The sequence below is a fragment of the Microbacterium sp. 05N427 genome (assembly GCF_056397105.1).
The window spans coordinates 47748-60678 of sequence record NZ_JBFTMT010000011.1; the positions used below are offsets into that span (position 1 = coordinate 47748).

General features: G+C 69.8%; 11 protein-coding genes. 2 read left to right on the forward strand and 9 right to left on the reverse strand.

The genetic code is table 11. From position 1 onward, the window contains the following. Window positions 1-19 precede the first annotated feature (19 nt). From AC1DG4_RS12510 to AC1DG4_RS12540, 7 genes are read right to left on the reverse strand one after another with little or no spacing between them, the layout of a single operon-like run. Window positions 20-718 carry a cupin domain-containing protein gene (locus AC1DG4_RS12510; RefSeq protein WP_477381064.1) on the reverse strand — a complete coding sequence of 233 codons (699 nt, stop codon included), beginning with the start codon at window positions 716-718 and terminating at the stop codon, window positions 20-22. Beyond that, the gene (locus AC1DG4_RS12515; RefSeq protein ID WP_477381066.1) at window positions 715-1587 is read right to left on the reverse strand and encodes a DUF6807 domain-containing protein; all 873 of its coding nucleotides are present in this window, start codon (window positions 1585-1587) and stop codon (window positions 715-717) included. The genes AC1DG4_RS12510 and AC1DG4_RS12515 overlap by 4 nt, the downstream gene beginning before the upstream one ends. Then, on the reverse strand, window positions 1584-2681 hold the full coding sequence (locus AC1DG4_RS12520; protein ID WP_477381068.1) for a Gfo/Idh/MocA family protein: 1098 nt from the start codon (window positions 2679-2681) through the stop codon (window positions 1584-1586). The genes AC1DG4_RS12515 and AC1DG4_RS12520 overlap by 4 nt, the downstream gene beginning before the upstream one ends. Before the next feature lies 1 nt (window position 2682). Beyond that, window positions 2683-4755 (reverse strand): alpha-galactosidase, encoded by a 2073-nt coding sequence (locus AC1DG4_RS12525; RefSeq protein WP_477381070.1) that lies wholly within the window; start codon window positions 4753-4755, stop codon window positions 2683-2685. Between the two features lie 7 nt (window positions 4756-4762). Continuing rightward, window positions 4763-5725, reverse strand: coding sequence for an acetylxylan esterase (locus tag AC1DG4_RS12530; RefSeq protein WP_477381071.1), 963 nt, complete (start codon window positions 5723-5725; stop codon window positions 4763-4765). Window positions 5726-5763: 38 nt separating this feature from the next. Beyond that, a complete protein-coding gene (locus AC1DG4_RS12535; RefSeq protein WP_477381073.1) occupies window positions 5764-7629 on the reverse strand; it encodes a hypothetical protein in 1866 nt (621 codons plus the stop codon). Then, window positions 7626-8333 carry a polysaccharide deacetylase family protein gene (locus tag AC1DG4_RS12540; protein ID WP_477381075.1) on the reverse strand — a complete coding sequence of 236 codons (708 nt, stop codon included), beginning with the start codon at window positions 8331-8333 and terminating at the stop codon, window positions 7626-7628. The genes AC1DG4_RS12535 and AC1DG4_RS12540 overlap by 4 nt, the downstream gene beginning before the upstream one ends. Before the next feature lie 150 nt (window positions 8334-8483). Here AC1DG4_RS12540 and AC1DG4_RS12545 point away from each other — a divergent pair, with 150 nt between their 5' ends. Together AC1DG4_RS12545 and AC1DG4_RS12550 are read left to right on the forward strand one after the other, a co-directional pair. Next, the gene (locus AC1DG4_RS12545) at window positions 8484-10106 is read left to right on the forward strand and encodes an FAD-dependent oxidoreductase (RefSeq protein ID WP_477381076.1); all 1623 of its coding nucleotides are present in this window, start codon (window positions 8484-8486) and stop codon (window positions 10104-10106) included. A 45-nt stretch (window positions 10107-10151) separates the two neighbouring features. Next, window positions 10152-11258 (forward strand): TolB-like translocation protein, encoded by a 1107-nt coding sequence (locus tag AC1DG4_RS12550; RefSeq protein ID WP_477381078.1) that lies wholly within the window; start codon window positions 10152-10154, stop codon window positions 11256-11258. A 30-nt stretch (window positions 11259-11288) separates the two neighbouring features. Here the strand turns inward: AC1DG4_RS12550 and AC1DG4_RS12555 are convergent, their stop codons facing one another. Together AC1DG4_RS12555 and AC1DG4_RS12560 are read right to left on the reverse strand one after the other, a co-directional pair. Beyond that, on the reverse strand, window positions 11289-11978 hold the full coding sequence (locus AC1DG4_RS12555; protein WP_477421263.1) for a FadR/GntR family transcriptional regulator: 690 nt from the start codon (window positions 11976-11978) through the stop codon (window positions 11289-11291). Next, window positions 11975-12916 carry a dihydrodipicolinate synthase family protein gene (locus AC1DG4_RS12560; protein ID WP_477381082.1) on the reverse strand — a complete coding sequence of 314 codons (942 nt, stop codon included), beginning with the start codon at window positions 12914-12916 and terminating at the stop codon, window positions 11975-11977. The genes AC1DG4_RS12555 and AC1DG4_RS12560 overlap by 4 nt, the downstream gene beginning before the upstream one ends. Window positions 12917-12931 lie beyond the last annotated feature (15 nt).

Genomic DNA, 12931 nt, shown 5'->3' on the forward strand with positions numbered 1-12931 from the left:
CCGTGCCGGCGGGCGTGACTCAGTACGCGCGCAACCAGCCGCACATGCCCAGCCGTTCGACGGGTTCGGCCGCGTGCACGGCGGCATCCGCGAAGTGGACGGTCTCGGCGGCCGCGATCGCGTCCAGGTGACGGGAGGTCGCCATCGCGGATGTCCAGGCACCGGCGGTCCATCGTGCGCGCCAGGTGCCGGTCTGGCCCGCGACGAGGGCGGCAGCGTGCGCGTGGAAGCGACGGAGAGGGCCGAGATCACCGGATGCTGCGGCATCCCGCATCAGGGTGAAGCCCTCGACGGCGAGGTCCCGGCGCGCCATCGACGCCGCGAGACGGGATGCGGCGTCCGATCCGACGACTCTCGCTGCGGCCGCGTAGCGCGCGGCGGTCGACAAGTGCTCCTCCGGGAAGGTGAGCACGGCGTCTCCCGCCTCCGGCAGGCCGGAGTTCTGCATGATCACCACGAGTTCCAGATCCCCGTCGTTCACGAGGCGGTGAATGGTGCCGGGGTCGAACCAGAGGAGCGCGCCCGGCGTGAGCGGCGTCTCCCGGAAGCCCTCGCCGAGGGTGAGCGTCTGCACCCGGCCGGATCCGCTCGTGACGAGGTACCCCTCCGCGCAGACGGTGTGCAGGTGCGGGCTGCCGCCCGGCACGCCGTCGATCGCGCGATCGGTGTACACCCGCAGGCGACTGACGCCGACGCCGCCGGGGAAGACGCTGCTCATCGGGCGCGCCGTAGACGTTCGACGTCGGTGACGGAAAGTGCGCCGCTGGCGATCGTCACCCGGTAGCCGATGCGCACGGTCTCTTCGGCCTCGAGCGGGAAAGTGCGTTCGAACGCCCACGACGGATTGACCGCGGCGAACTCCTCCGAGCGCACGAACCACTGCGTCCGGAATCTCTCGCCGGGCACGATCTGCTCGAACAGGAGGGTGGAGGAGCGATCGACGCCGTCGTGCGCGCCGACGAAGGCAAGCCATTCCGCATCCGATCCCCTGGCGTCCGCTGCCGATGCCGCTCCCGAAGGCAGCAGTACTCGACCGCCGGTGAAGCTCCGCGGACCCCGCCACCACAGTCCGCTGTACCCCGACCCGGCGAGTCCACGAGTGGCGGGACTGCCGAAGGAGAGCTGCTCGCCCGTGAGGTTGCGCAGCTCTCCTGTCCACTCCAGCGCCCAGGTCCGCTCGTCGATGAGCTGAAACCGCAGCGATCGGTGCTCGCCGATGAGATCGTCGCCGCGGGCGGATCGCCAGACCAGGTCGTGCGCGATCTCGTCGGAGGACACCGTGACCGGCCCCGCCGGATCCATCCGCCCGAGATTGTCCAGAGCGGTGTAGCCGACACCATCGACCCAGGTGTGCCCGCCCCAGAAGTTGTGACCCGACAGGTCGGTGCAGGTCAACTGCAGGCCCTTGTGCCAGCGGTGGTCGTGCGGCCGGAAGTTCGTGACCGTGTCGCCTGCGAGCGTGCGCAGCGGATGCAGATACGGTTTCGGAGCCTCGAAGGCAGGGGCGTCGGATGCCACGACGTAGCGCGCCACCTCCACCCCGCCATGCTCGACGACGAGGTCGTCACCGTGGCCCGCGATGTTCATGTCCGCTCCGATCGGATGCCGATGCCGCCGTTCAGGGCGGAGTAGAAGGGGTCGCCGGGGCGAATGCTTCCGCGGGTGATCGCCTGACCGGTGAGCGCCGACTTGTACAGTGCGGTGACGAGCTCGAGCGCACGGCGGCCGTCCTCGCCGCTGGCCTCCGGGCGCCGTCCTGCGCGCAGGTCGGCCACGAGGCGTCTGAGCTGCGGGGTGTGCGTGCTGCGCTCGTTCGGCAGCTCGTTCGCCCACGAGGCGACCAGGTCCTCGCTCGTGCCGGGTGCCGGGGTGAAGATCCAGTCGTCGTTGTCGTAGCCGTAGAGATGACTGAGCTCGACAGTGGCCTTCTCGGTGTCGAGGCGGATCCGGCTGGTCTGCGCGGGCGAGATCGCGCTGTTGGCGATCGTCGCGAGCGTTCCGTCGGCGAACCGTATCCACGCGGTCGCGATGTCGTCGGTCTCGATGTCTCGCGCGCGCCGGGCGACCTGCGCGGAGATCTCGTCCCAGTCCCCCAGGAGCATGAGCATCAGGTCGATCTGATGGATGCCGAGCGCCATGATCGGTCCGCCGTCGCCCGAGAAACTGCCGCGCCAGGGCAGTGCGAAGTAGTCATCGCCGCGGAACCACGTGGTCTGGCAGTGGGCGATCAGCGGGCGTCCGAGCGCGCCGGACGTGAGCAGCCGTCGCGCGTGCTGCGCACCGGAGCCGTAGCGCTGCTGGAAGACGATCGGAGCCCAGGGACCGCCCTCGCGTTCTCCGGCCGTCATCTCGTCGTACTCGGCGAGGCTCAGCGCCGGCGGCTTCTCGCACCAGACCGTCACCCCGGCTTCGAGGCAGGCGATCACCTGCTCACGATGCAAGGACGGCGGCGTGCACAGGATCACGAGATCGGGATGTGCCCCGAGGGCCTCGGCGAGCGACGCGGTGTGGTGCGGGATGCTCCACCGCGCGGCGAACGCGGCACGACGCTCGTCGTCGATCTCGACGACGGTGTCCACCGTCAGCTCCGCGGATCCGATCTCCTGGATCGACGGCATGTGCACGGCGTCGGCGATGCCGCCGGCGCCGACCAGCACGGTGCGCAAGGGGGAGGGGGACATGTCAGCCTCTGCTCTCAGGGATGGAGTGAACGACGAATGCACGACCGGCGTATCCGGCGGGGACGTCGATTACCAGGTCCTCGCCGACGCTCGCGACGGGCCAGACGTCGGATGCGGCGGGGAACACGCCGGTGACGGAGGCGGGTGCCAGCCCGGGCAGGACGATGCGGCGGGCCGTGCCGCGCGACCAGACCGCCAGCATCATCTCCGTCTCGTCGCCAGCCTCGCCCTCGGGGCACAGGGCCAGCGCGATCACCTCGTCGTCCCAGCCGGGCAAGCCGAGCGGCCATCGGGGCACGGCCGTCGCCAGCCGTGTCCGCCACCGCTTCTGCATCACGATCGCCTCGCGCACCAGATCTCGCTGCCGCGGGCGCAGGTCGGGGAGGAACCCGGACAGCATCATGCGCCCGGCCAGACCGCCGAGCAGCGCGAACGCCGTCTCCTCATCGGTCATCGACGCGGCCGGGTACGCCCAGTTCGCCGCCTGCTCGGGGAGGACTCCGGCGGGGCCAGCCGCGGCGATGACGGGATAGAGCCGGAAGTCCTGCTGATCGCTGGTGGACTGCAGATGCGCGACGGACAGCAGGGCATAGTCCATCCGCATCGCCCCGGACGCGCAGTTCTCGAACAGCACCTCGGGATGCCGCGCCTGGGCGGCGAGGAGCCACTCCCGCAGGGCGCGGGTGTGGCCGAGGAGGCCGGCGCCCGCGCCTGCGGCGTCACGGTCGGTGCCGACCCCGGGGTTGATGTTGTAGTCGAGCTTGAAGTAGGAGATCCCGAACTCTCGGACGAGCCGATCGATGGCCTCGTCGAGGTGCGCCCTGGCGGCCGGATGCCGCAGATCGAGGTGGTACCTCTGCGCCTCGATCACGCGCTCGCCGAAGCGCTGGAAGAAGGCCTCGTCCGGAAGGGTGAGCGCCGCGGGGGAGTCGACGCCGACGATCTCGGGTTCGAGCCAGAGACCGGGGCGCATCCCCTGAGCGCGGATGGCGTTGATCACTTCGCCGAGGCCTCCCGCGAACCGGCTCGGCGCCTCCTCCCAGACGCCGATCGCCGGCCAGTAGTCGGTGGCATCCGTGAACCAGCCGGCGTCGATGCAGAAGTACTCCGCCCCGGCGTCGGCCGCCGCGGCGATCAGGGGCAGCAGCGCGGCCGTCGACGGCTGGCCGTCGAGCGTGTTCATGTAGTCGTTGTAGATCACCGGGAGTGCGTCGTCGATCGGGCGGAGCACGCGCAGCGCACGTCGGTACCGGGTGAGGGCCGCGAAGGCATCGTCGCGCCCGCCCGCCGCGATGGCCAGGCCGGCCGGTACGGAATGGAACTCCGCCCCCGGTTCCAGGCGCTCGGCGAACTGGTGCTCGAGATCCCCCGGTCCGCTCGCGACGAGCACCACCGATTCCTGGGTCTGGCCGAGTTCCCAGCTCCATCCGGCACTCGTCTCGATCTGCCAGGCCAGCGAAGGACCGCCTTCATGCGCGAGCACGCCGACGGGGAGGTGCTCGCCGGTCGACCAGGATCCATGACTGGAGCGCGCGAAGCGTCCGCGCCCGTCCTGACCGTGGTTGCCGAGCCGGAGTTCGGGCAACGCCTCCCTGAGGGCCTGCTCATGCCAGCGGTTCTCTGCGAGCCATTCGCTTTCGGCCCACAGCAGCGCGACGTCATCGCGGTCGGCGAGCTCGACGACGATCGAACTCACCGCGGTGACGGTGACGGTGCGCTCGCCGCCGTTGCGCACCGTGTGCGACCACTGCACGGCATCCGCTCCGCGGGGCGCTCGGAGCTCGCTGAGGACCTCGAGGCCGGTCACCGCGTCGCGCTGGCGGATCCGCAGGGTCTCCGCTTCCATCGTGTGGTCGACGTAGCGCAGGCGCTGTCCGACCGCGGAGAGGACGAACGCCTGACTGGTGCGCCCGTGCTGCTCGCCCGCCGTGAACACGTCGACGAACGGGTGGTCGCGCACGGCGGAGGGTGCGTCGCCGAGAGCGAGTCTCGAGAGCCCGACCGGCGCATCGTGCTGCGGCGAGGCTCCGGAGAACTCGAGCGCGAGCCGGCCGGGGTTCCAGGTCAGCGTCATGGCGTGCTCAGGAGAAGACGTTCTCGAGGAATGCGAGATGACGCCGCGTCTGGGCCCACTGGCCGCCCTCGTGGCCGTTGTAGGGGTACACCGCCATCTCCTTGTCGTCGCCCGCATACGTGTTGAAGGCGGCGTAGACGGTCGACGGCGGGCAGACGATGTCGCACAACGCGACCGAGAACAGGGCAGTGGCCGTCGCCCGCGCCGCGAAGTTCACGCCGTCGAAGTAGGAGAGCACACGGAAGACGTCGTCCTCCTCGCCCCGGCGGGTCTGCATGTAGCGGGTGAGCTCGTTGTACGGCTGCGCGTCGGTGATCCGCAGAGCGCGACGGAAGTGGCTGAGGAAGGGGACATCGATCATCGCGCCCGCGAGACCGTCGCTGAGCCCGGCGGAAGCGAGAGCGATACCGCCGCCTTGGCTTCCGCCGGCGACGACCACCCGGTCCGGGTCGACGGACGGGTGGCTGCGGGCCGCATCCACGGCGCACGCGGCATCCGTGAAGAGCCGCCGATAGTAGTAGTCGTGCTGGTCTTCGATGCCGGCGCTGAGGCGGCCGGCGATCTGGGGGCCGCTGCCGACGGGGTCCGCCGTGTCGCCGGGCCCTCCGCCGTTGCCCTGCCCGCGGCTGTCCATCACGAACACCGCATAGCCGGCGCTCGGCAGCAGTGTCCACTGCTCCGGCACGCCGCGTCCTCCGCTGTAGCCGATGTACTGCACGACGGTCCCGCGGATCCGCCCGTCGGCCGGACGCAGCATCCAGCCCTTGACCGGCTGACCAGCGAAACCCGGAAAGGTGACGTCCTCGACGTGGATGCTGTGCAGCGCCGTCTCCACGACGGTGTACTGCGCGTCACCGTGTCCGCGCGACGTACGCAGCGTCTCCGCCCAGAAGGCGTCGAAATCGTCGGGTTCCTCGCGCGCGGGGAGGTACGCCTCGAGCTGATCGAGGGGAAGGTCGAACTGTGCCATTGCTGTCCTCGGGGTTCGGATGTCCGGATCGGTAGCGGTCAGGGGAGGTTGCGGTCCGCGACGAGGGCGTGATCGAGTCGCGAGCCCGGAACAGTGGGGGCGAGAAGGGCGAGTTCGCCACCGTCCGCGCTCTGGCGGCGGATCAGGATCGTCCCGTCGCCGTGCTCGACCTCGACCTCGGCGTCGCTCAGCCCGCCGGCGCGCAGCCGGACGAGCCCGGCCGCGAAGACGTCGGCGAGGTCGGAGAAGACCACGTCGAGAGGCTCTGCGCCGTCGACCCAGGCGATCTCGATGTCGATGCCGCCGTCCGTCCGCGAGACACGGGCGGTTCGGTCCGCGCCGTCGAATCGCGCCGTCGCCAGGATCCACTCGAGGCGCACGGAAGCCGTCTGCACCTCCACGCGGCGGATGCCGTCGCGTGCTCCCTCTTCCAGGGCGACGCCGTCGGCGAGAACCGCGGCGCCTTCGAGCCCCCGGATCGTGAAGCGGACCGCGAGCGACTCCGTCGGCGCCACTTCGCCCCGGGGGATGGTGTCGAGGTGGATGTGCGCATCGCCGGAGGGCGTGACGCAGCTGAACGCCCAGAGCACATCGCTGCCCTCCTGCGCAGAGCTGAAGGAACCACCGGCGAAGCCGTGTCCGTTGCGCTGGACCTCGACCGACACGAAGCGGGCGATCGCATCGACGTCGACGGGATCGTCACCCGGCTCTGCCCAGTAGCCCAGCAGGGGGCGGCGTTGCACCCAGGTGTCTCCGAAGTTGACGCTGCCGAGAGTGACGCCGCCCTCGTGCCAGCTCGTGCCGACGGTCGGCACCACGACCGGGGGGTGGCCGTTCGCCGCGGCAGAGGAGATCCCGGCGACCTGTCCCGGGATGTAGTGCGTCTCGGCGAAGGTCTCGCGGACCGTGTGCTCACCGACCGGATGATCGAGACGCGCGCGCAGGTCCGCAGGGATGCGGTAGTCGAGCACGGCGTCGTGGGCCGCCTGGACGTCGGCGGGCACGGCGCCATCGTCGAAGAAGCGCCAACTGTCCGAGGCCACGCGCTGCACGACGAGGAGAGGGCCGGGGCGGCGGTGCAGATCGGTGGCATAGCAGCGCGCCATGGGGCCCGCGAGCTGACCCGTCGGGGGATGCCAGCGGGCGAGGAAGTGCTCCCACGCGACGCGCTCGAGGTCCTCGGCGAGATCGATGTGCTCCGGGTCGGCGATGTACTGGCGGATGCCGGTGAACGCGGCCATCACGACGTGCCAGTAGGTGGGGGAGTTGTACTCGGCGAAGCTCCGGCTCTTGGTGAGCGACGAATGCAGTCTGCGCAGCCGGTCTCGTCCGTATGCGCTCAAGCCCTCGTCGCCGAGGATGCTTCCGGCGGCGAGCGTGACGAAGGCGCCCTTCACGGCGATGTTCGTGTAGTCGAGGTCGACGTCGCGGCGGATGATCGAGGCCGCGGCATGACCCAGCGCCGCGCGGGCGCGTTCGGCGAGGGCGGGATCCAGATCGGCGCCATGCCGGAGGAGGATCAGCGCGAGGAACTCGCCGAGGAAGTCCGCCCAGTTCCAGTCAGGGGGTGACATCTCAGCCAGCGGCTCCTCGGCCCAGTACGACCAGAGCCCGTACGTCGTGCTGTCGGGATCCGTGTCCTGCAGCGCGAGCACCTCGTCGAGCACGCGCTCCGCACGCACGATGCGCTGCTCGCCGTCGACGACGGCATCGCCTGCGCGGTGGAGCTCCCAGAGGGCCAGCACGTACGCGAGGCTGTCGCGAATGCGGTGCGCGCGTCCGCTCACGATCTTGGTGTGGATCGGGTTCGGCGTCGCGTCGGCGAGGATCAGGCCGCGATCCGGGTCGTAGCCGGCGTCGCCTCCGCGTCTGGCGGCGTCGAGGGAGAGGAGGTCAGCGTTCACGATTTCCTTCGGTGTTCGGGGAGGGCGTCCATGCCGACGAGGTCCAGGCCGAGCCCGGACGCCTCGATGAGGATGCGACGGAGTCGATCGGGATGGATGTGATTCGCCGGAGACGACGCGGCGATGTCGTGCGCATAGAGCACCAGGGTCCCGCCGCGGTCGGCGAGGTGACGCATCATCCCGCTCAAGACGTCGGCGTCGGCAGGGTGCGCGTGTTCGCCGCGCGCGGTATCGATACCGCGGCCGGGATGCACGCGCACCGATGAACCGGGCGCGCTGATCGCGCGGGCTGCCACGGCGGGGTCGTCGGTACGCGGGCCACCGGTGCGCAAGTGGTCGAATCGTGCGAGCAGGATGTCGTCGCTCGCCTCGTCGCGGCGCGAGTTCGGGTAGGCGAACGTCTGGACGGATGCGCCGAGGGCGCACAGCGCCTGCACGCTCGGATCGATCTCGTCGGCGAGGTAGGAGGCCGCGCCTGCGTGGGCGATCGTCTCATCGGCGTTGCGGTGGCGAGCCCCATGGGATCCGATCGAGTGTCCGTCGGCGAGAAGGGTGCGGATGCCGGACTGCTCGCGATCGTCGAGAAGATCGGCCTCGACGAGGAAGAACGTCACTCGTGCGCCGACCGCGTCGAGCAGCGGACGCGCCGACACCCAGTCGTCGACATGGCGGTCGTCGAAGGTCAGGGCCAGCCGGCCGGTCATGCCCGGATCCTTCCGTCATCGAAGAGGGCTGTGGGTGCCACGGCCTCGCCCTTTCTGTGGTCGGCAGGTGTTGAAATCACCCTATTTCAATTTATTGGAATTAGTCTAGTGTTGTGTCCCACCGGCGTTTCCACCAATGAAAGGGACTTCATGACCACTCCAGATCTGGATGCGGATGTCCTCGTCGTCGGGGCGGGCCTCGGCGGCGTCGCCGCTGCGCTCGCCGCGGCCGGACGCGGAGCGATGGTCATCCTCACCGAGGAGTATCCGTGGATCGGCGGCCAGCTGACCTCGCAGGCCGTGCCTCCCGACGAACACCCCTGGGTGGAGTCCTTCGGCGTCACCGCCCGGTATCGCGCGCTGCGCTCCGGCATCCGTGATGTCTACCGCCGCCGGTACCCGCTGGTCCGAGCCGCACGGGACCGCGCCGATCTGAACCCGGGGGCCGGATGGGTGTCGAAGCTGTGCGCCGAACCGAGAGTCGCGCACGGCGTGCTCGAGGAGATGCTCGCGCCCTACCGGTCGACCGGGCGGATCAGGGTGCTGGAGCGGGTGCGGCCGGTGGCGGCATCCGTCGACGGGGATCGGATCTCCTCCGTGACGGTCGCCTCGGAGATCGACGGGGCGCAGAGCGTCATCACGGCACGAATCGTGATCGATGCCACCGAGACCGGAGAGATCCTGCCGCTGACCGGCGCCGAGTACGTCACCGGGTTCGAGTCTCGCGCTGACACCGACGAGCCGAGCGCGCCCGACGAGGCGCAGCCGGAGAACGTGCAGGCGCTCAGCGTGTGCTTCGCGATGGAGCACGTCGAGGGGGATCACACGATCGAACGCCCCGCGCGGTACGACTTCTGGCGCTCCTTCGCCCCGCCGGCGTGGCAGGGGGAGCGGATGCTGTCGTGGTCGGCCCCCAACCCTCGGACGCTGCGGATGGGCACCCGCGACTTCGGCCCCAACCCCGGTGACGACGCGCTCGCCGTCGATGCCGATCAATCGCGCAACGCCGGCGACGACAACCTCTGGACCTTCCGGCGCATCGCGGCGCGTGACCTCTTGGCGCCCGGCTTCTCCGCCAGCGACCTCTGCCTCGTGAACTGGCCGAGCATCGACTACTTTCTGGCGCCGGTGCTCGACGTCCCGCGCGAGCAGGAACTGCAGCGCTACGCCGATGCCCGGCAGCTCAGTCTCTCGATGCTGTACTGGATGCAGACGGAAGCGCCGCGGGCCGACGGCGGCACCGGCTATCCCGGGCTGCGACTCCGCCCCGACGTGATGGGATCCGCCGACGGACTGGCACAGGCGCCCTATCACCGCGAATCACGCCGTATCCGTGCGCTGACCCGCATCACCGAGAACGATGTCTCGTATGCGGTACGCGGCGACCGAGGCGCCACCCGGTACGAGGAGTCGGTGGGCGTTGGCATGTACCGGATCGACCTGCACCCGTCGACCGGCGGAGACACGTACATCGATGTCGCCTCGACCCCGTTCGAGATCCCGCTGGGGGCGCTGATCCCCCAGCGCATGGCCAACCTGCTCGCCGCGAACAAGAACATCGGCACGACGCATCTGACCAATGGCTGCTACCGGCTGCATCCGGTGGAGTGGAACATCGGCGAAGCCGCCGGGCACCTGGCCGCGTTCTGCCTCGCCGAGGGGGCGTCCCCGCATGCCGTGCACGACGGTGGAGCCCTGCGGACCGACTACCTCCGGGAGCTGGAGGCCGCAGGGGTCGAACGGCACTGGCAGGACGGCGCGCACCCCTACTAGGGCGCCGACCGCTGAGCGCGTGACACTGCGACAGAAGGAGAACCGATGAACACCCCGCGCATGCTGCTCGAGGACACCTACGCCACGTATCCGCACAGCAATGGCTTCTACGACGAGGGGCGCCGCGTCGCGCTCGGAAGGGCGGATGGCAACGAAGAGATCATCGGGGTCAGGCTGGATGGCGAAGGCGACCCCGAGGTGCTGCTGTCCGCAGAATTCATCGCGTCCGAGTCCGGGCAGGCCGTAGAGCCCTGGACCGTTGCCTCGCCCCATCGATCCGTCCCCTGGTTCGACATCGCCCTCGACGCGCAGACTCTGGTGTGCGCGCGCGGGAGCGCGCTCTTCCAGGTGGAGCTCGCTCATGAGGCGCCGGAGCCGCGCGTGGCGTACCGATCCGCAGACGGATGGAGACTCGACGGCCTGACGAGTGTCAGCGCCGACGGCCGGACGGCGCTGATCAGCGAGTCCCGTGAGGGCGAGTACCGCGCACTCGTGATCGATCTCGCTCTAGGAGGCGCGCGAGAGGTCGTGCGGCATCCGTGGCACGCGAACCACTTCCACTTCGTGCCCGCGGACGAGTCGTGGATCGCCTACTCGCACGAAGGGGAATCCACCTCCGTCGAGGATCGGATGTGGGCCTGGCATGCGCGGAAAGATCCGAAAGGTCGTCCGGTCGTCGATCAGAGGCAGTTGTCAGAGACTCCTGAGGCCGTGCTGGCGATCGGCCACGAGCGCGGGAAGTTCCACGATCCCGGTGCCGTCGTGATCGCCTATGGCGAGTCGCCGGCCGGCCCGCGCGGGGTATACGAGACCTACCTCGATGGTCGGGCGCCTCGCCTCTTGTCTCCCGGCGAGCGGGACTGGCACTGCGGCATCTCCCGGGACGGCAGCGCGCTCATCGTCGACACCACCGGATCCGCCGCGTCCCCCGGGCGAGGCTGGGCGGATGCAGGCAGGGCGAGTTCGCTCGTGCTGATCGATGCGTCCACCGGGCGACGACGGGTGCTGGCCGAGACGGGATTCATCGCGCACCCCTACCACCCGCATCCGTCCTTCACCCCCGACGGCTCGGCCATCGTGTTCAACCACGTCGAGTTCGGCGGCGATGGCGAGGTGCGGCGTCGAGGCGCCGCGGTGCTGCAGCTGGACTGAGGTCGGGGCGACCCGCTGCCGATCCGCGACTCAGCGAGTGCCGAGCTCCGCGACCCGTCGGCGGAGGTCCTCGAAGTGCTCGCTCATCCGCTGCACGGCGAGGCCCTCATCGCGCGCGATCAGCGCTTCGATGATGCGTGCGTGCACCGCACCGCGCCCCGCCGACGGTGCCGGCATCCGATCGCCCATCTCTCGGCTGAGCTCGCCGAAGAGATGCCAGAACATGTCGATGAGGTTGTCCACGAGGGAGTTCCCCAGCCCTGAATAGAGCGTTCGGTGGAATTCCTCATCGAGGTCGCGGAAGTCCTGGCCCCGCTCGTCGCGCTCGACCATCTCCTTCGCGATGGCCGCACAGCGTTCGAGCTCTTCCCCCAGGTCGGCGCGCACGACGGCCGGCATCAGGCCGACCTCCATCGACTCGCGCGCGACGAGCACCTCGTGGATGKCCGGGCCCAGACCCGCCAGCCCGTAGGGGAGCTGGTCGATGATGGGGCGGAACGAGAACTCGGATACGAACAGGCCGTTCCCGTGCTGCGCTTCGATGACGCCCAGGGTCTGCAGGCTGCGTGTAGCCTCCCGCAGCGTGAGCCGGCTGACCCCCAGCTCCGCGGCGAGATCGGCCTCGCTGGGAAGGCGGTCCCCCGGGGCGAGATCATGTTCACGGATGTAATCGCGCAGCCTGCGTTGTGCGACGAGATAGATCGGGCCGCCTGGTCTCATGCTCTGACGGTACTGCCCAGATGACGTTCGCGGTGCCCCGGGAACTCGTGCACCTCCGCGATCGCCGCGCGCAATGCGGGCACGAGCCGGTTGATCGCCGCACGGTCGGCAGTGCTCACCGGCCCCCAGGATCCCCGCGCGGGGCCGACGTCGGGGCCGAGCTCGTTCATGAGCTCCTTCACGAAGCCGGGGCCGGTGGCGGCGCGCGCGACGTCGCGGAAGGGCTTGTGCAGCGCGTACGCGCGTTGCGTGTCCCCTCGGTCGAACGCCTCGACGGTCGCGTGCGCGAGCGGGGCCAGCGCGTTGTACAGGCTTCCGATCGCCGACTCCGCGCCGGTGGCGAGGGCCGCCGGGAGAAGCTCGTCGCGTCCGAAGTAGATGCGCACGTCGGGGCGGGTCTGCTGGATCGCGTCCAGCTCCATGAGGTCCTCGTCCGTGAACTTCACGGCGGTGAGCGTGGGGATCTCCGCTTTCGCTGCGCGCAGGATCTCGCTGGGGCGCTGCGTGGAACCTGTCATGGAAGGGATCTGATAGAAGCAGAAGGGCGTTGTGGGAGCGGCATCCGCCACGTCGGCGAACCAGCGGACCGTGTGCTCGACGGTCGGCGCCTGCCCATAGTGCGGTGCGACGCTCGAGATCAGATCGACGCCGAGCCCTGCCGCATGAGCCGCCAGCTCCCTCGTCGGCTCGATCGGCAGGCCGCCGACCTGGACGCCGATCGAGAGGTCGTCGGAGGCGGCCTCCACCCAGGCCTCGAGAATCTCCACGCGCTCCTCGATGGTGAGAAACGGGAACTCGCCTGTCGTGCCGTTGACGAACACGCCGCTGACGCCGATCGAGCGCAGGTGCTCCGCTTGCTCGCGGACCCGCGAGGTGTCGACCCGCCCTGCGCCGTCATAGGGGGCGAGGGCGGCAGCCCAGAGTTCGAACCGGCTCATGAGCCAACCTTTCCT